This window comes from Herbaspirillum lusitanum, assembly GCF_026127345.1.
In the GTDB taxonomy this organism is placed as follows: Bacteria; Pseudomonadota; Gammaproteobacteria; order Burkholderiales; family Burkholderiaceae_D; genus Herbaspirillum; species Herbaspirillum lusitanum.
In genome coordinates, this window is record NZ_QXFG01000004.1 from 47,905 (window position 1) to 65,957 (window position 18,053).

19 protein-coding genes are annotated in these 18,053 nt (G+C 60.8%); 10 read left to right on the forward strand and 9 right to left on the reverse strand.

All coding sequences use genetic code 11. The features are described from left to right. Positions 1-175 precede the first annotated feature (175 nt). A complete protein-coding gene (locus DXT88_RS03505) occupies positions 176-1,033 on the reverse strand; it encodes an SDR family oxidoreductase (RefSeq protein WP_016836613.1) in 858 nt (285 codons plus the stop codon). Positions 1,034-1,406: 373 nt separating this feature from the next. Between DXT88_RS03505 and DXT88_RS03510 the strand changes: the two genes are divergently transcribed. The 5 genes from DXT88_RS03510 to DXT88_RS03530 all read left to right on the forward strand — a co-directional run bounded on the left by DXT88_RS03510 (position 1,407) and on the right by DXT88_RS03530 (position 7,126). Further along, positions 1,407-1,904: a hypothetical protein gene (locus DXT88_RS03510; RefSeq protein WP_265211627.1), complete on the forward strand. Its 498-nt coding sequence runs from the start codon at positions 1,407-1,409 to the stop codon at positions 1,902-1,904. A gap of 76 nt (positions 1,905-1,980) precedes the next feature. Continuing rightward, the gene (locus tag DXT88_RS03515) at positions 1,981-3,093 is read left to right on the forward strand and encodes a catalase family protein (RefSeq protein ID WP_016836611.1); all 1,113 of its coding nucleotides are present in this window, start codon (positions 1,981-1,983) and stop codon (positions 3,091-3,093) included. A gap of 149 nt (positions 3,094-3,242) precedes the next feature. Continuing rightward, positions 3,243-5,606 (forward strand): FdhF/YdeP family oxidoreductase, encoded by a 2,364-nt coding sequence (locus tag DXT88_RS03520; protein WP_265211629.1) that lies wholly within the window; start codon positions 3,243-3,245, stop codon positions 5,604-5,606. Continuing rightward, a complete protein-coding gene (locus tag DXT88_RS03525; protein WP_265211630.1) occupies positions 5,603-6,754 on the forward strand; it encodes a zinc-binding metallopeptidase family protein in 1,152 nt (383 codons plus the stop codon). Before DXT88_RS03520 ends, DXT88_RS03525 begins: the two co-directional genes overlap by 4 nt. 66 nt (positions 6,755-6,820) lie before the next feature. Continuing rightward, positions 6,821-7,126: a hypothetical protein gene (locus DXT88_RS03530; protein ID WP_265211632.1), complete on the forward strand. Its 306-nt coding sequence runs from the start codon at positions 6,821-6,823 to the stop codon at positions 7,124-7,126. A 90-nt stretch (positions 7,127-7,216) separates the two neighbouring features. On the opposite strand, the gene DXT88_RS03535 is transcribed toward DXT88_RS03530, so the two are convergent. Together DXT88_RS03535 and DXT88_RS03540 are read right to left on the reverse strand one after the other, a co-directional pair. Then, positions 7,217-7,348, reverse strand: a complete 132-nt coding sequence (locus tag DXT88_RS03535; protein WP_265211633.1) for a hypothetical protein — start codon at positions 7,346-7,348, stop codon at positions 7,217-7,219. Then, the gene (locus DXT88_RS03540) at positions 7,315-8,136 is read right to left on the reverse strand and encodes a universal stress protein (protein WP_265211635.1); all 822 of its coding nucleotides are present in this window, start codon (positions 8,134-8,136) and stop codon (positions 7,315-7,317) included. Before DXT88_RS03540 ends, DXT88_RS03535 begins: the two co-directional genes overlap by 34 nt. Positions 8,137-8,520: 384 nt before the next feature. Between DXT88_RS03540 and DXT88_RS03545 the strand changes: the two genes are divergently transcribed. Beyond that, positions 8,521-10,074 (forward strand): sensor domain-containing diguanylate cyclase, encoded by a 1,554-nt coding sequence (locus tag DXT88_RS03545; RefSeq protein WP_265211636.1) that lies wholly within the window; start codon positions 8,521-8,523, stop codon positions 10,072-10,074. 9 nt (positions 10,075-10,083) lie between these two features. On the opposite strand, the gene sbcB is transcribed toward DXT88_RS03545, so the two are convergent. The 4 genes from sbcB to DXT88_RS03565 form a co-directional block, all read right to left on the reverse strand. Continuing rightward, positions 10,084-11,520, reverse strand: a complete 1,437-nt coding sequence (gene sbcB, locus DXT88_RS03550; RefSeq protein ID WP_265211637.1) for an exodeoxyribonuclease I — start codon at positions 11,518-11,520, stop codon at positions 10,084-10,086. A gap of 106 nt (positions 11,521-11,626) precedes the next feature. Beyond that, the gene (locus tag DXT88_RS03555) at positions 11,627-12,298 is read right to left on the reverse strand and encodes a hypothetical protein (protein WP_265211638.1); all 672 of its coding nucleotides are present in this window, start codon (positions 12,296-12,298) and stop codon (positions 11,627-11,629) included. A 136-nt stretch (positions 12,299-12,434) separates the two neighbouring features. After that, a complete protein-coding gene (locus DXT88_RS03560; protein ID WP_265211639.1) occupies positions 12,435-12,995 on the reverse strand; it encodes a DUF3828 domain-containing protein in 561 nt (186 codons plus the stop codon). Between the two features lie 171 nt (positions 12,996-13,166). Continuing rightward, entirely contained in the window at positions 13,167-13,469 is a 303-nt protein-coding gene (locus DXT88_RS03565; protein WP_265211640.1) for an antibiotic biosynthesis monooxygenase family protein, read from the reverse strand. A 358-nt stretch (positions 13,470-13,827) separates the two neighbouring features. Here DXT88_RS03565 and DXT88_RS03570 point away from each other — a divergent pair, with 358 nt between their 5' ends. From DXT88_RS03570 to DXT88_RS03580, 3 genes are all read left to right on the forward strand, one after another. Then, positions 13,828-15,126 (forward strand): solute carrier family 23 protein, encoded by a 1,299-nt coding sequence (locus DXT88_RS03570; RefSeq protein WP_265211641.1) that lies wholly within the window; start codon positions 13,828-13,830, stop codon positions 15,124-15,126. Positions 15,127-15,369: 243 nt separating this feature from the next. After that, positions 15,370-15,609 (forward strand): EexN family lipoprotein, encoded by a 240-nt coding sequence (locus tag DXT88_RS03575; RefSeq protein WP_016836600.1) that lies wholly within the window; start codon positions 15,370-15,372, stop codon positions 15,607-15,609. Between the two features lie 103 nt (positions 15,610-15,712). Beyond that, positions 15,713-16,726, forward strand: coding sequence for a transporter (locus DXT88_RS03580; RefSeq protein WP_016836599.1), 1,014 nt, complete (start codon positions 15,713-15,715; stop codon positions 16,724-16,726). Positions 16,727-16,857: 131 nt separating this feature from the next. Here the strand turns inward: DXT88_RS03580 and DXT88_RS03585 are convergent, their stop codons facing one another. Beyond that, positions 16,858-17,262: a YXWGXW repeat-containing protein gene (locus DXT88_RS03585; RefSeq protein ID WP_083831051.1), complete on the reverse strand. Its 405-nt coding sequence runs from the start codon at positions 17,260-17,262 to the stop codon at positions 16,858-16,860. Positions 17,263-17,334: 72 nt separating this feature from the next. On the opposite strand from DXT88_RS03585, the gene DXT88_RS03590 reads away from it, so the two are divergent. Continuing rightward, on the forward strand, positions 17,335-17,523 hold the full coding sequence (locus tag DXT88_RS03590; protein ID WP_265211645.1) for a hypothetical protein: 189 nt from the start codon (positions 17,335-17,337) through the stop codon (positions 17,521-17,523). Here the strand turns inward: DXT88_RS03590 and DXT88_RS03595 are convergent. Next, the gene (locus DXT88_RS03595; protein ID WP_265211647.1) at positions 17,517-18,026 is read right to left on the reverse strand and encodes a DUF1993 domain-containing protein; all 510 of its coding nucleotides are present in this window, start codon (positions 18,024-18,026) and stop codon (positions 17,517-17,519) included. The genes DXT88_RS03590 and DXT88_RS03595 overlap by 7 nt on opposite strands. Positions 18,027-18,053: the final 27 nt, after the last annotated feature.

Below are 18,053 nucleotides of genomic sequence, written 5' to 3' on the forward strand. Positions count from 1 at the left end.
GGGGGGCGGACGGCGGTCGGTCAGGAGCTGCGGGCGAACTTGCGGCAGCGGGCTGTGCTTCTGTCATTGCTTGGTCTTCTTATGTTTGTTGTCAGGCCGGGTCGTCGTGCAGTGGCGCCGAAGCACAGATTTCCGATTCCGGATTCCCGATTCACTATGCCCGTCGCCGCGGAAGCTATCCGTTGATGATCTCGCCGCCGTTCGGATGCAGCACCTGGCCGGTCATGTAAGACGCACCCTCGGTCGCCAGGAACAGGTAGGACGGCGCGATCTCATCGGGTTGGCCAGGGCGTTGCATCGGCACGTTGGCGCCGAATTTGGCGACTTCTTCCGCAGAAAAACTGGCCGGAATCAGCGGCGTCCAGACCGGCCCGGGAGCGACCGCGTTGACGTGAATTTCATGCTTGACCAGTTGTTGCGCGAGCGAACGCGTGAAGGCCACGATGGCGCCCTTGGTGGAGGAATAGTCGACCAGGTGGGCGCTGCCGCGATAAGCGGTGACCGAGGCCGTGTTGATGATGCGCGCGCCCGAGACAAGATAGGGCAGCGCCGCCTTGACCATGTAGAACATGGAAAAGATGTTGGTGCGGAAGGTCTTCTCCAACTGTTCTTCCGTGATCTTTTCGATGTCATTGGACGGGAACTGCTGGGCTGCGTTATTGACAAGGATATCGAGCCGGCCGAATTGGTCGACGACGGCCTTGACGGCGTCACGGCAGAATTTTTCAGAGCCGACGTCGCCCGGATACAGCAGGCATTCGGCGCCGGCTTCACGCACCAGACGCTGGGTTTCGACAGCGTCTTCATGTTCGTCCAGATAAATCACGGCAATGGTGGCGCCTTCTCCTGCGAACGCCAGCGCCACGGCGCGGCCGATGCCGCTGTCGCCGCCGGTAATCAGTGCAACCTTCTGGCTCAGCCGTGTGCCGGGCGCTTGCAGGCGCGGGGTGCTGTGCGGCTTCGGATCCATCAGATATTCGTCGCCGGGCTGGTGTTGCTGGTGCTGCGGCGGCATGGTGTTGGTGTCGGACATGGTTGGTCTCCAAGACGAGCAAAAACGACAGGCACAGCGGCGGCAAGCGGAAACGCCGAACGAAGTGCGGGACGCTGAACCAGCAGTGTTGAGCCGCCGGCCCTTGCAGGCTAGAGGAAAAGCCCGCCTTTGCTTGTAGGAGAAGTCCTGATAGCCGTACTCAAAAGGTCTGTGGCGCTTCGCCGATGGCGGAATCCTGCATGCGCCGACATGTATTTGCCGCTTGTCCGACTGACCTGTTGAAGTGTCGAGGGTAGGCTGGATTCCTGCGCAGAATCATTGCGACCGCTGAGAGCGCACAGTCCATTCAGGGGTTTTGGCCTCCTCATTGGCGTCCTCATTTACGTATTCACCGAATCATCAAGGAGATAGCATGAAAAAGACATCGATCCGGGTATTGACCCTGCTGGTGGCGGCATCGTTGGCCGGTGGCGCTTATGCGCAGACTTCGTCCGGCGCGGCCGGTGGAGCGGGTACAGCCGGGACCTCTGGCACCGGTGGAACGACATCGGGCGCTGGCACCTCCGGTTCCGCCGGAGTGACAGGTAACGGCGGCGCTGCAGGCGGTGCGCAATCCGGCACGACGCAGTCCGGCACATCGTCCACACGCGGCCGTTCGGGCGTCAACAGCAGCGGCAACGCGGGCATCAAGGATGATGTGAACGGCAGCGTGAACGGCGGCGCCAATTCCGGAACGCGTTCGGGCAGCGGCAGTACGAATGGCGGCGTCAATGCCGGTGTCGGCGTGAATGGCGGTGGCAACGGCGGTAACGGCACCAGCGGCACCAGCGGCACCGGTGCAGGCGGTAATGCCGGGGTTGGCGTCGGCGCTGGCGGTGGTGCGGCTGGTGGCGTCGGCGGCGCACGCTAGCCGACAATCCAGGCACCGGTCCGTTTCTTCTAAAACCACCTGAAACGGTTTTCAGCCATCAACGGAGGACACGCCGATGAAGCCGGACGACCGCAATCTTGAGGCGCCGATTTACTACGATCCGGCGTATGAATTGCTCGAGCCCGACGAGAAAGAGATTGAAGCCGGCTTGATCGCGGCCCTCAGGGAAATCTCGGAAACCACCTTCAAGCATTCCGGCCATGCCATGCGCAGCGTCCATGCCAAGAGTCACGGCCTGCTGCGCGGCGAATTGAGGGTGCTGGAAGGTTTGCCGGCGACCCTGGCGCACGGTGTGTTCGCCCGCCCCGGTATTTATCCGCTGGTGATGCGGTTGTCGACCACGCCGGGCGACCTGCTCGACGACAAGGTGTCAACGCCGCGCGGCATGGCGATCAAGATCGTCGGCGTCTCCGGAGCGCGCCTGCCGGATTCGGAAACCGACGTGACCCAGGATTTTGTGCTGGTCAACGGGCCGGCGTTTGCGGTCTCGAATGCCAAAAAATTCCTCGGTACGCTGAAGTTGCTGGCCAAGACCACCGACAAGTCGCCCAAACTTAAACAAGCCTTGTCGTTGTTGCTGCGCGGCGCCGAAGAAATGCTGGAGTCGGCCGGCAAGCAGAGCAGCACACTGATGGCGATGGGCGGCCATCCGCCCAATCACGTCCTGGGCGAAACCTATTACAGCCAGGTACCGCTGCTGTGCGGACCGTTCATGTCGAAGATCTCGGTGGCGCCGGCGTCGGCCAATCTGAAAGCGCTGACCGGGACACAGGTCGACTTGCGCGGCAAGCCGGACGGCCTGCGTGAAGCGGTGTGCGATTTCTTTGCCGCCAACGATGCGGAATGGGAATTGCGCGTGCAGCTATGCAACGACCTGGAGCACATGCCGATCGAAGATGCCTCGGTGGTCTGGCCCGAAGATCTCAGCCCGTACGTGACCGTTGCGCGCATCCGCGTGCCGCGCCAGGCGGCATGGAGCGAAGCGCGCTCGCAAGCAATCGATGACGGCATGTCGTTCAGCCCCTGGCACGGGGTCGTTGCCCATCGGCCGATCGGTTCCGTCATGCGTATCCGCAAGGCGGCTTACCGTTTTTCCGCAGGATTCCGGGCACGCCACAACGGCAAGTCCACCGCCGAGCCGGTCGACCTCGGCAAGTTGCCGGACTAGCCATATCTCTATCGTCTTTGTGTTGCGTTGTAGGACAGGCACTGTATGTAAATCGGCTCCCGGCCTACAGTCAAATCCTCGTTGCAGGTGGAAGATGTGACTTTGGCCCGTGCTGATTTTCTGTGGGCCGTGTCGGCCCGGAGTTGCGCATGAACACCAAAGACATTCCCGAAAAAGCCACCTTCACCGAATACAACCATGCCGCCGGCGGCTGGGGTTCGGTGCGTGCGCTCGGATCCATCCTGACGCAGGAACACGTACTCGCCAGCGGCACCCGCGTGCTGATGAAGCAAAACAAGCCGGACGGCTTCGCCTGCGTCAGCTGTTCGTGGGCCAAGCCGGCCGATCCGCACGTTTTTGAATTTTGCGAGAACGGCGCCAAGGCGACTGCCTGGGAAATTACCGAGAAGCGCGCCACGCCGGAATTCTTTGCCCAACACACCGTCACTGAATTCGAAAGCTGGTCCGACCTCGAACTCGAGGCCGTCGGCCGTGTCACGCATCCGATGCGCTACGACGACGTCAGCGATAAATATCTTCCCATTCCCTGGGACAAGGCCTTCGACGAGATCTGCTCCGCATTGCGTGCCGCCGACCCTGAGAAAGTCGTGTTCTACACCTCCGGCCGGGCCTCGCTCGAGACTTCGTACATGTATCAGCTGATGGCGCGCATGTACGGCAACAACAACTTGCCGGACAGTTCCAACATGTGCCACGAATCGACCTCCGTGGCCTTGCCGAAAACCATCGGCGTGGCGGTCGGCACGGTCACGCTGGACGACTTCGCGGCGACCGATTGCCTGCTGTTCTTCGGTCACAACACCGGCACCAACGCACCGCGCATGCTGCATTCGCTGGAGGAAGTGCGCAAACGCGGCGTACCGGTGATCACTTTCAACCCGCTGCGCGAACGCGGCCTGGTCAGTTTCGTCAATCCGCAATCGCCGCTGGAAATGCTGACGCCGGCGCGCACCGCCATCAGTTCGCAATATGTGCAGATCAAGATCGGCGGCGATACAGCCGCCGTGATGGGCATGGCCAAGTGGCTGATCGAAGCCGATGACGTCGCCCGCGAAACGCGCCAGCCGCGCCTGCTTGACGTCGGCTTCATCGCCGACCATACCGCCGGCTTTGAAGAATTCGCCGCCGCCGCGCGCAGCGCCGACTGGAACGAGATCGAACGCTGCTCGGGCGTCTCGCGCGCCGAGCTGGAGCAGGCTGCGCAGACGTACGCCAATGCCCGTTCGACCATGCTGATGTATGGCATGGGCGTGACCCAGCATCGCGAAGCGGTGCGCACCATCCACATGCTGACCAACCTGCTCCTGCTGCGCGGCAATGTCGGCCGGCCTGGCGCCGGCATTTGTCCTATCCGCGGCCATTCCAACGTGCAGGGCCAGCGCACCGTGGGCATCACCGAAAAGCCGGAGATGGTGCCGAAGGAAAAACTGAAACAGCAATACTGCTTTGACGTGCCCGAAAAGAAGGGCCTCAATACCGTCGAAGCCTGCGAAGAAATTCTCAAGGAAAAGATATCCGCGTTCTTCATGCTGGGCGGGAATTTCGTGCGGGCAATTCCGGACCACGGCCGCATGGAACCGGCCTGGCGCAAGATCCCGTTGACGGTGCAGGTGGTCACGCGACTCAACCGCAGCTCGGTGATCCACGGCCGCCGGTCTTATCTGCTGCCCTGCCTGGGCCGCATTGAGATCGACCAGCAAGCCGGCGGCGCGCAAGCCGTGTCGGTGGAAGACAGCACCGGTTGCATGCACGGTTCGCGCGGCATGATGAAGCCGGCGTCGGAACATCTGCTGTCGGAAGTTGCCATCGTTGCCGAGATCGCCAAGCGCATCCTGATCCCCAATCCACGCGTCAACTGGACCGCCTGGAGGGCCGACTACTCGCGCATACGCAACGCCATCGCAGAAACCTATCCGGAAATCTTCCACGACTTCAACGAACGCATGTGGACGCCCGGCGGTTTTGCGCGGCCATTGGCGGCGCGCGAGCGTAAATGGAATACGGAAAACGGCAAGGCCAACTTCATCACGCCCGACAGTTTCGATGAAGATCCCGACATGCCGGCCGATGGTCCCGACGTGCTGCGACTGATGACCACACGCGGCGACAGCCAGTTCAACACCACGGTATATGGTCTCGACGATCGCTTTCGCGGTGTACACGGAACGCGTCATATGTTGCTGATGCATGTCGCCGACATCGAACGGCTGGGACTGGCAGAGGGTGATATGGTGACGGCCGCCACCGTGTCGCAGGACGGCATCGCGCGCAGCGTCGACAATTTGCGCGTGCACGCCTTCGACATTCCGGCGGGATGTATCATGGGTTACTTTCCTGAACTCAATCCGCTGATTCCGCTGGCGCATCATGCAAGGGACAGCAAGGTGCCTGCCGCCAAGTCGATCCCGGTGCGCCTCACGCCCACACGCACGCGCACGCAGGTGCGGCCTGCGCAGCCTGAAGACATGCTTATGGGAGCCCCCGCGCCTTGAAGACATTCCACTGTGACAATTGCAACAAGCAGGTTTTTTTTGAAAACACCGTCTGCAATCATTGCGGCTGGATGCTGGGCTATCAGCCTGAGCAGCAGATCATGAGCAGTTTTACGCCGGTCGATCCGAGCGAAGCGGGAACCGAGGCTGCTGTGGATGCATCGGACAAATCCGATACGCCGCTGCGCTGGCGCAGCGTTAATCCGCTCAATGCCGGCAAGCTGTTCCGGCAATGCAGCAACTACGCGCAGGAACAGGTGTGCAACTGGATGCTCGACGACCAGGATGCACACGCGCTGTGCGCTTCATGCCGCCTGACTACGGTGATCCCTTCGCTGGATGATCCCGGCAATCGCATTCTGTGGCAGCGGCTGGAAGTCGCCAAGCGCCGCCTGCTGCATTCGCTCTGGACCATGCGCCTGCAACCGGCTCCCAAAATGGACGATGCCGGCAACGGACTGTCCTTTGAATTCCTGCAAGACATGCCGCATGAAAAAATCATGACCGGACATGCCGACGGCGTCATCACCATCAACATCGCCGAAGCCGATCCGGCCTACCGCGAGAAGATGCGCGAGCAGATGGCCGAGCCTTATCGCACGCTGCTCGGACATTTTCGCCATGAGAGCGGGCATTATTATTTCGATCGCCTGATCGCCGGCACGGCGCGGCTGGAGGCTTTTCGCGCGCTGTTCGGCGACGAGACCGCTGATTACGGGCAGAGCCTGCAACGGCATTACGACAACGGCCCGGCGCAGGGATGGGAGCAGAATTTCGTCAGCGTCTACGCCAGCAGCCATCCGTGGGAAGACTGGGCCGAAACCTGGGCGCATTACCTGCACATGTTCGACACGCTGGAAACCGCCTATGCCTGCGGTGTGCAATTACGTCCGCAGCATCGCGGCGAACAGCAACTGGTGATCGCCGCGTCGCCGGTGGAGGAAGACAGTTTCGACGCGCTGGCGCGCGAATGGTTTGCGCTGACTTACGTGCTCAACAGCCTCAACCGCAGCATCGGCATGCCGGATTCCTATCCATTCATGCTGTCGACGCCGGTGCTGGAAAAATTGCGTTTCGTTCACGCCGTGGTGCGGGAGGCGGGAATTGAGCCGGCGGCGGCCCTGCCGGAAGTATCGGGAATTTCCTGATACCTTTAACAACATTGCCCCCGTAAGCTTCTTCCATCCCGGAAAAATACAAGAACGGAGCTTGCGATGACCACCAGCAACAACGAAATTTCCCTGAGCTATTGCATCGCCAACTACGTGGTGACCCTCGACATTCTCGCGCTCCTCGTGCGCAAGAACTACCTGACGCGCGACGATGCGCTGGAGTCGGTGCAACGGGCGCGCAAGCTGGCGAATCTTTCCAACGGCTTCCCCGGCGAGCAGGATTATTTGTCCGCCGCCAAGGAATGCATGGAGTTGATCGACCAGGTGTTCAAGACCGATACCTCCAGTCTGGCCTTCGCCAGCCTCGGCCAGGGCCGCAGCGCCGGCGCGCAGGACCAGGCGCAGTAACTCACCGTCTTCCGCAATGAAAAGCGGCAGCAGGGCTTGATGCCTTGCTGCCGCTTTTTGCCATCCGTTTTTACTTGCTCACTTACTTGCTTACTTGGCCGGTCGCGCCTTCGGCGTATCCGACAGCTCGCACGGCACATCCACCAGCGCCGAGAAATCGTTGCCGCCGAAGCCGCGCGGACGACGCGTCAGTGCGAGAACAACACCGGCAAGGTCATGCAATTGAGGATGGTTTTGGTGACGCCGCCCAGCAGCACTTCACGGAAACGGGTATGGCCGTAACCGCCCATCACCAGCAGGTCGGCGCCGGTGTCGGCAGCCAGTGAGAGCAGTGCGTTGCCAATGTCCATTTCGGTGGGTTGCTGCAGGACGTTGACTTTGACGCCGTGGCGCGCCAGATAGAGTGCGATGTCAGCTCCCGGTTGCTGGCCGTGGACGTCGTACAGCGCGTCGGGATTGAACAGCACGACGTCGACGTTGCGGGCGCGGCGCAGGAACGGCAATGCGTTGGTCACCGCCCGCGTGGCTTCCATGCTGCCATCCCAGGCCACCAGGATGTTGTCGCCGACCTTGTCGAACACGCCTGCGTACGGGATCGTCAGCACCGGACGTGCGGTATTGAGCATCATGTATTCGGGCAGGTCGTAGACGTCGCCGGAATCGCGCTCGTCCGGATCGGTCTGACTCAGTACCACGAGGTCTGCATAGCGCGCCTGCAAAACCAGTGCGCCGGCCGGATCGTCTTCGCTGAGGCGTCGCTCGAAAGTCACATTTTCACGGCGAGCGGCCTCTTCGAATTTTTGCAGTTCGGCTTGCGCGCTTTCCCGCAAGGAGTCGATGACTGATCCGATGAAGACGACGCCGTCGGGATAAATGAAGCGCGAAATGCCGGTCATGGAGGTCCCCACCAGATGCGCTTCCTGGCTTGCCGCCAGTTGTGCGGCGAGTCGGATGCGCGCCGCCGCATGTCTGGATTGATCAACGTGGACGAGTATGGTTTTGTAAGTCATGAGCTCACCTTTTGGTTCGGACGATGTGGGAAACCTGATGGAGCATGTCCACCAGCGCATGCAAGCAACTTAGCATCGGCATGTTGGCGATGGCTTGATGTATGTCAAACGCTGAAGCACTGTCGCCGCCGAGGTGCGATACCCCGGGCGTTTGACTTGTATCAAGCCGGCGAAATGGTCGCCGCAGATGTCTCTCGGCATCGTCCTTGCCCTGCAAGCCGGGCAGACGGGCAAGGTGTATTGATGACGGGCAAGAATGCAGGGGCGCAACTGTGTTGTAAAAAGATGCTCGGTATGTGATTTTTGACGCAAGTCATGTGCGGAAGACAAGTATTTTCTTTAGCATGAAAATGCCCGTTTTTCTCTGCCTATACATGAACCACGATGCCTCACAAGAAACAAACCTACGTCATCTTCCTCGCCAAGACCCTGGTGATCCTGGCATGCGCGCTGCTCGTCGTTCTTGCCGTCGTTACCGACTGGCGTGCGCGCAAGCAGCAACTGCAAGAGGCCGGGACCACCAGCCACAACATTGCGCTCGCGCTGGCGCGGCATGCCGACGACACTTTCAGGCAAGCCGACACCACCTTGGTCTTCCTCGCCGAACGGCTCCTGCACGATGAACGCAAGCCGGCATCGCTGCGCAAGCTGGAAGCATTTCTGGCGCAGCAGACAATGGAATTGCCCCAGTTGCACGGCTTGTTCGTCATCGACAAGGACGGCAAGTGGCTGCTCAATTCACGTCAATATCAGGCGGGGAACGTCAACAGCCGCGACCGTGAATATTATCTCTATCACCGCCAGCATGAAGACCTGTCGCCGCATATCAGCATGCCGGTGCAAAGCCGCGCCAACGGCGAATGGATTGTCACCATTTCACGGCGCCTCAATGGCGCCGATGGCAGCTTTGACGGGGTGGTCATGGCGGCGATCCGGATTACCTATTTCAGCAAGTTTTATGAAAACTTCGACATCGGCGACGGCGGCGCGGTGATTCTTGCCAGCAACCAGGGCACCCTGTTGGTACGGCGGCCCTTGATGAATGATTCGATCGGCAAGAGCCTGGCGGAGGCGGCGATATTTCGCGACCATGCCGCCATCAACACGAGCGGAACCGCGCGCATCCGTTCTTCGCAAGACGGCGTCACGCGGATCAACAGTTATCGCCATCTCGACCGTTATCCGCTGTTCGTCGCGGCGGCGCTATCCGAGCAGGAAGTGCTGGCGAGCTGGCGGTCGGATGTGCTGTTGCATGTAAGCGGACTGATCGTGCTGCTGTCGCTTCTCGGCTGGCTGGGCGGGCGTCTGATCCGCCAGATCGAATTGCGGGTGGAGGCCGAGAACAAAGCCAACCATGCACGTGAGCATGTCGAATTCCTGAATCGGGCTCTGCAGAACCTTGCCACGCAAGACGGCCTGACCGGATTGGGCAATCGCCGCTGTTTCGATGAGGAGATGGCGCGCGCTTTGCGGCGTTGCGCGCGGGAAGGCAAGCCGCTGGCGCTGATCATGATGGACGTCGATTTTTTCAAACGCTACAACGATACCTATGGCCATCTCGCCGGCGACGAATGCCTGCGCAAGTTGTCGCAGGCGATCCGGCAGGGACAGAAGCGCGAGGGTGATCTGGCTGCGCGCTACGGCGGCGAAGAACTGGTGCTGTTGCTACCCGATTGCGATGGCGACAATGCGCGGGCCATTGCGGAAGAAACGCTGGAGCGCATACGGGCCCTACAGCTGCCGCATCAGGGTAATGCCACGGGAATCGTCACCGTCAGCGCGGGCGTCGCGGTCCTGGATGCAGTCAGCGAAGGCGATCTCGCGGAGTCGCTCATCGGCAGGGCCGACAAGGCCTTGTACCTGGCCAAATCGACGGGAAGGAATCGCGTCTGCGCCAGTGAGGCGAGTACCGACACCCGGCGACCCATGCCGGCCTGAACGGCCTGTTCAGTTGCGTTCAGGCGCAATCATTTCGGCATAGTCATACAGCGCGCCGAGAATCTCCTCGCCGCGTTCATCGACCGACTCCGACAACTGATCGATTTCCTCGAACAAGCCGTCCAGCGTGCGGGCGCCGCCTTTGCCGTCGAACAGGCGCGCGGCGCGATGCTCTTCCCAACGTTGGGTTTCTTCCGGCGACAGGGTTTCGGGGAAGTTGCGCGCGCGGTAGCGGAACAGCAATTCCTCCAGCCGCACGTCGTCGAAACTGACCTTCGTTTGCGCCAGCTGCAACGGCGTCAAGGCGCGCAGTTGCGTGAGTTGACGACGATCGTTGTTACCGACAAAGCCGCCGTAGAGATCTTCATCGACATCGTTGGGGGCTTCTTTGGGACGCTGGAATACCTTGGTCCAGATCGCACTCATCTCCGGCAGTGCGGCCGCCGCCACGGCGTTCTGCAAGGCCGCGTCGATGTCGAGATTGAATTCGGCAGCGCGCTGCGCCGTCAGCGTCTTCAGGCTGGCGATCACCATCGGCGACTTGTTCAGATGGATGGTCTTGACCGGCAGGCGCGTGACGCCTTCGGGCAGGTCGTCGGTCTTGCTGAACATGCGCGTGCGGATCGTGTCGGCGTCGAGGCCGGCGAGTTCACGCGGGTCGCGGCTGAGGTCCCAGGCGATCACTTCATTCTTGTTGGTCGGGTGCGTGCCGAGCGGCCACATCACGGCCAGGCAGCCTTGCGCGGCGGGGAACATGCCGGACACGTGCAGGAAAGGCTTGGCCAGCGGCAGGCCGAGTTCGGTGGCGACGCGATCCTTCTTGTGCAGCGCCAGGCAGAAGTCGAACAGGCGCGGCTGCTTGTCCCGGATCAGGCGGGCAAAAGCGATTGTCGCGCGCACGTCGGACAGCGCATCATGCGCTGCTTCGTGCAGCAGGCCGTTGGCCTTGCTCAGGTGTTCCAGCTTGAAGCTGGGCGTGACGCCATCTTCCTTCTTCGGCCATTCGATTCCCTCGTGACGCAGCGCGTAAGTGGTGCGCACGACGTCGAGCAAGTCCCAGCGGCCGCAGCCGTTTTGCCACTCGCGCGCATACGGATCGATCAGGTTGCGCCAGAACATGAAGCGCGTGATTTCATCATCGAAGCGGATGGTGTTGTAACCGACGCCGATGGTGCCCGGCTCGGACATGGCCTGTTCGATCTGCGCCGCGAACTGGTACTCGGGGATGCCGCGCTCCAGGCAGATTTGCGGCGTGATGCCGGTGATCAGGCAGGACTGCGGATCGGGCACGAAGTCGGGCGCCGGCTTGCAGTAAATCATGATCGGATCGCCGATCTCGTTGAGGTCGGCGTCGGTGCGGATTGCGGCGAACTGGGCAGGACGATCCCGACGGGCCTGGGCGCCGAAGGTTTCGTAATCGTGCCAGAGGAAGGTGTGATTGGACATCGTGACAGTACAGTGACGGTTCGGTGGTTGCAGCGCGGAGGCACCGGCGGAGCCGGCAAAACTTTCCGCGATTCTAACCGATAGCGCCGCTCTTCTTGCCGACTGCTTACTGGACGATGCGCCGTTCGTTCTTGTTGAGGACGTCTTTCAGGGTCTTTTGCAGGTCGCCGGTGTGGACCGTGGCGGTGCTGTTGTTGCCGGCACCGCCGTATTCGATGTTGTCGATGACCCAGCCGCGCGCGTCGCGCGTGAGGAGGACGCGGTCATTCGACTTGAACGGCGCCTGCAGTTTGGCGTCGCTGTAGATCAGTTCGACCGTGCAGACACCGTTGCTGTCGGTGCTGCTCTGGCTGATCTCACAGCGCAGCAGGCGATACGTCGAGGCGCCTTTGGGATGGGTGGTGAACAGGTCGCCGTCGACCAGCGGCGGGGTCTGGCTGTCGGTCTGGGCGAGGTGGGCTTCTTCCGCCACGGAGACGTCCTTGAGCAGGTCGAACAGCGGCACCGACAGGAATTGGCGGAAGGTGATCAGTTCCTTCAGCGACAGCGCGCCGATGGGGCGATTCGACTGGTGGGTCTGGTAGAAGCTGTTGACCAGATCCTTGGCTTCCTGCTCGCGGCTGGCGCTGCACGCAGTCGCAGCCAGGGCCACGGCCAGAATCATTATTTTGCCGAATTGCTTCACGATCTTCCTCTCCCCGGCGATGCAGCCTGCCGCCGTCGGGCGACGGCAGTACGGACGATTGCCCGCACGGCAAAGCCAATGCTGTGTTGTCATGTTGTCAGCTTTCCCGTTTTTTCTCAGGGAAATGCAGCAAGCATGATAAATCAAACGTCGGACTTTGCGTGTATGTCGCAGCCGTCTGCAGGGATGTTATCGGATGCGCCGGCAGCGAGGGATGAGTCCCGGTTGCTCAGTTGAACTCGTTGATGATGCTGCTGAGGGTATCGGTGAGATATTCACGTTGCGACGACTGATCGCTGCCGAGGAATTCGATGTCGTCGATACGCCATTGCTTGTCTTCCCTGACCAGCAGCAGCTTGTCCTTCCACTTCTCTTCTTCGTCACCCTTGCCTCCGCTGCCGCTGCTGCCCTTGTAGGTAAAGCTGACCTGGCAGGAGGCATGCGCGTCGTCGCTTTCGCAACTGTCGACCTTGAAGGTCGAGGCGCCTTCAAACAGCGAAGTAAACAAGTCGCCGTCCACCAGCGGCGGCACCGGATCGGTGGCGGCAGCGTGGTATTTGATTTCGGTTTCGGAGGCCTGGCTCAGCAGCTTGAACAGCGCCTGCGAGACGAACGGCTGCAATTGTTTCAGCTCGTCCGCGCTCGGAATGCCCGGACTGTGGGTTTTCAGGTGCTGCTGGTAAAACCCGGAAATCACTTTCTCCTGCAAGTGCGTATCGTCCGGCGGTTCGCCGCAGCCGGCCGCGAAGGCGACCGCCGACAAAGCGGCGAGGCGGGTAAGAATCTTCATGCGCGTGGTCCGGGTGTATCGATGTGGAGGTGCAATGTCATTAATCAGTTAGGTCGGGCAATCGGCATTGCGTTCCCGGTGTTTGTACATTGCGGCAGGCTCGCCTGCCGCAATGACATGTGGACTGTTTCCAACTATTTTTAACTATTTCTAACTGGTTTTTACCGGTTCTTACTTAGAGCCGCCCAGCAGCGCAAAGTGTTCGACATTCGGTGCGCCGGCGAAGAACGGGCCGACGATGCCGCGCCATTCAGTAAAGGCAGGCGATTCGCGGAAGTCGATGGTATGGTTTTCCAGCGTCGCCCATTGCACCATCAGCAGGTAGCGTTCCGGCGCTTCGATGCCTTTTTGCACCTGATGGCCGAGATAGCCCTTGGCGGTGGCGATGGTCTGCGCGATGCCGCGCTGGATGGCTTCGTCGAATTCAGCCTGTTTGCCCGGTTGGATGCGGATGTCGGCAAGTTCCAGAATCATTGTTGTCTCCGTTTGAGCGTGTAAGTAAGTGTATGGTGAAGCGGGGCTTGATTATTACATTTTCCCGGCGGCATCGCGTGAGCATGGTCGAGCCTCGGCTGAAAAACTTTCAACGTCGGCGCGGCCAAATTGGGGCAGCACCGGCCCATGGCGGGGAATTCTGCACCGCGACAACGCAAGCAGGTCGGGGCGTGCAAATTTTTTGCGTTTTTCTCTCGTTTAAGGCTTGCGGGCAATTGTCATTTGGACGTTGCCTCAATACACTAGCGGTCATTCAACAACAAGGTCCATCGCGGCTGGTGGCTGGCGGCCGATGGGCGCCTCATAACAACTACAACTTCAACTCGGAAGGAAATTCATGGCGGGTTCATATTTCCCACAATGGCGTGTGCGCAGCGGCACGTCGGATGGACAAGGACAGGTCATCGCAGCCGACGAACGCCTGCCGATGCCGCAGACGGTCGCCATGGGCGTGCAGCACGTGGTGGCGATGTTCGGTTCGACCGTGCTGGCGCCGCTGCTGATGGGCTTCGATCCGAACCTGGCGATCCTGATGTCGGGCGTCGGCACCTTGCTGTTCTTTTTGCTGGTGGGCGGTCGCGTGCCGAGCTATCTCGGTTCCAGCTTCGCCTTCATCGGCCTGGTGATCGCCGTCACCGGCTATGCCGGACAAGGTCCGAACGCCAACCTCGGCGTTGCGCTCGGCGGCATCGTCGCCTGCGGCGTGGTCTATACGCTCATCGGTTTGCTGGTCGGCATCGTCGGCACGCGCTGGATCGAAACCCTGATGCCGCCGGTGGTGACCGGTTCGGTGGTCGCGGTGATCGGCCTGAACCTGGCGCCGATCGCGGTCAATGGCGTGACCGGCAACAACTTCGACGCCTGGATGGCGCTGGGCACGGTGTTGTGTGTGGGCCTGGTGGCGGTGTTCACGCGTGGCATGATGCAACGCCTGCTGATCCTGATCGGGCTGCTGCTGGCGTACGTGATCTACGCGATCCTGACCAACGGCGCCGGCCTCGGCAAGCCGATCGATTTCAGCAGCGTCGCCAATGCGGCGTGGTTCGGCATCCCGGGCTTCGCGGCGCCGGTGTTCAAGGCTGAGGCGATGGCGTTGCTGGCGCCGGTCGCCATCATCCTGGTGGCGGAAAACCTCGGCCACATCAAGGCGGTCAGCGCCATGACCGGCCAGAACCTCGACAAGTACATGGGACGCGCCTTCATCGGCGACGGCCTGGCGACGATCCTGTCGGGCAGCGTCGGCGGCACCGGCGTGACCACGTACGCCGAGAACATCGGCGTGATGGCAGTGACCAAGATTTACTCGACGCTCGTGTTCGTGGTGGCGGCGGTGATTGCGATCGTGCTGGGCTTCTCGCCCAAGTTCGGCGCGGTGATCCTGACGATTCCGGGCGCGGTGCTGGGCGGCGTGTCGATCGTGGTGTTCGGCCTGATCACCGTATCGGGTGCGCGCATCTGGGTCGAGAACAAGGTCGACTTCTCGAACAACACCAACCTGATCGTGGCCGCGGTGACGCTGGTGCTGGGCGCGGGCGACTTCACCCTCAAGCTGGGCGGCTTTGCGCTGGGCGGCATCGGTACCGCCACGTTCGGTGCGATCCTCTTGTACGCCTTGCTGAGAAAGCGCGGCGCATAAGTTGTCGAAATGAAAACGCGGCCTGATGGCCGCGTTTTCATATGCAAGGCTTTACCGGTTTCAAACTCTCGAACTTGCCAACTACTTGCCAGATTTCCATTGAGCAATGTTCCTGAACTTACTATACTCACGCGGGGCAATAGCTTTGCATCGGACAGAACCGGGAAGGGGACTGCGATGCGCACGAAGGAATTGCCTCTTGCCGGCAGCGGCTTATCACTCAAAAAAACAGGAACACGCCGTATGAAGATCTCTCTGACACATTCCCTCGCGTTGTTGTGCGTCGCCGCTGCACCTCTTTTGTCCGGTTGCGACGCCTTGGCAGGCAAGAAGGACTACGCTTATTTCCGCCAGCATCTGGATGAAGCCAAATCGGTGGCGGATCAATGCCAGATGAACGGCACCTCGGGCATGTCCAAGGCGCAGATGTCGCAATGCGATGCCGCCCGCGACGCCTACGCCAACCGCAACTACAACTACTGATCGTGTTGATCGGGCTGGCGCGCCTTCATGGCGCCGGCCTTGTCACAAAATTGTCAAAGTCGGCCGGTAGAATCCAGCGTTTTCACGTCGATAGCGCCGCGCCATGCACAATCCCCCGGACACGCCTCAGGCCCTGCACTTGCTGTACGAGCCCGCAGGCTTCATTTGCGCGTTCCGTTTCGACGAAGGGCGCGCCACCCAGCTGAAGTGGCATGAAGTCCTGGCGGGCAAGGTCGCGGCGCCGGCGTTCAGCTGGCTGCACGTCAAGACGGCCGACGTCAAGGTGCGCCACTGGATGGAAACCAGCGACGACATTCCCGAACACATCGCGGAATTCCTGCTCAGCAGCGACACCCACCCCTGCCTGCACACCACCGCCAACGGCGCCTACGGCACGCTGGCCGATCTCAAGATGGAAATCGGCGACACCGGCACCGAAAAGGGCGCGCTGCATTTTTTCCTCGACGGCAACCGTCTGCTGACTTTGCGTACGCAACCGCTGTGTTCGACCAACATGCTGCGCCAGAAGGTGCTCGACGGCGCGCTGTTCGACAATCCGATGGAATTGTTCGCTGAGCTGTTGCGCTGCCTGGCGGACGGTTTTGACGCGCGCGTGGCCTCGCTCAACGACAAGGTGGACGACATCGAAGAGTCGGTGCTGTCGGATCGTCGACCGGAAGACCGCAGCGAACTCAGTGCGATTCGTCGCCAGCTGGCGGAATTGCGGCGCCACATCACGCCGGAGCGGCGCCTGCTGAATCAGCTCAATCGCCTGCGCCCGGGCTGGGTGCCGACCGCCGCGCTGGAAGAACTCAACCACGCGCTCGATGAGCTCAATGAACTGCACCTGACGCTGGAAGCGCTGTATGAACGCGCCAAGCTGCTGCAGGAAGAGATCGCCTCGCAGATGTCCGAGCAGATGAACCGCAACCTGATGGCCTTGTCGATCCTGACCGCGCTGCTGATGCCGGCAACGCTGGTGTCGGGGATCTTCGGGATGAACGTGGCGGGTTTGCCGGGACTGCACGACGAGGCTTCGTTCACGATGGTGATGTGGGTGATGATGGGCCTGGGCGTGGCCACCGTGGGCTTGCTCAAATGGCTGAAGATCTGGTGACGGCTGCCCGTTTCGTCAAATAATATTCCTGGCATTCGACGCGACTGCGGAGAAATGCACAAAGATGCACAAAGCGCAGTGATGCGCTTTGTGCGATCCAACCGGCCGACTGCCGGTTGACGATGCCCGGATCAGCAATTTCCTTTTTTTGCCTGTCCCGGTGGGCAATGATAGCGGGGGCCGTCGCGACGATCGTCGTCGTCATGTTCGCGATGACGTTCTTCACCCCGGCGCCAGCCGCCGCGATGCAGTTCCCATCCACGTGGCCCCTCACGCCATTCAGGGCGGTCATATTCATAGCCGCGGCGCATGCGTTCCCAATGCCCCTGCACCCATACATGGCGATATCCATCCCAGTTCCAGTACCCGGGCGCCCATATATAACCGCCGCGTGGCGGAGGGACCGCTTCGTAGCGCGGCGCCGGCGGCGGCGTGCCAATATTGATGTTGACGCTGACTTGTGCCGCGGCCTGACCGGGCAAGAGCACCGCCATGCAGCTGAGGGCGAGTGCGGATGCGTATAAATAGCGTTTCATGTGGTGGCTCTTTTTGATTTTGGGACAATCGCACTATACCGAGAATTTTTCGATCGCCAACGGATAATGCATTTGATTACATTTGAAATCGTTTCAGCTCAAGCAGGTCTTGACGAGACTTCAGCGGAAGTTCAGCTCCGTACCGGATACGCCGGTCAAAAAAAATCCCTCCGTAAACAACGACGGAAGGATCTTCAATACGCTCTGTGCTATTTGATCGCCCGTGATGAACGGCGGGCGCTTCTTGCTGAAAATCAGTAAGTGCCGATGTAATCGCTCTTGCCGACTTCGACGCCATTGTGGCGGAAGATGTCGTAAGCGGTGGTGACGTGGAACAGGAAGTGCTGGACGCCGTAGTGCAGCAGGTAGGCTTCAGCGGTGAAACGCTTTTCCTTCGGCGTGCCGGGACGCAGCACGATTTCGCGATCGGCGGCGCCGTCGAACTGTTCCGGCTTGAGGGCTTCGATGAAGGCCAAGGTCTTGTCCAGGCGCGCTTGCAGATCGGCGAAGTTGGCTTCGTTGTCTTCGTACGGCGGCACCTCGACATTGGCCAGACGCGCGGGCACACCCTTGGCGAAATCGGCGGCGATCTGCACCTGGCGGGTCAGGTTCAGCATGTCGGGAAACAGGCGTGCCTTGAGGAAGGCGTCGGCGTCGATGTTCTTCGCAGTGGCGTGCGCTTCCGCCTTGGCGAGGATACCCTTGAGGCTGTTCAGGCCTTGCTTGAAGACGGGTACTGAAGCGTTGTAGAAAGAGATGGTCATGTTGCTGTCCTTTGGTGGAGTTGCCTG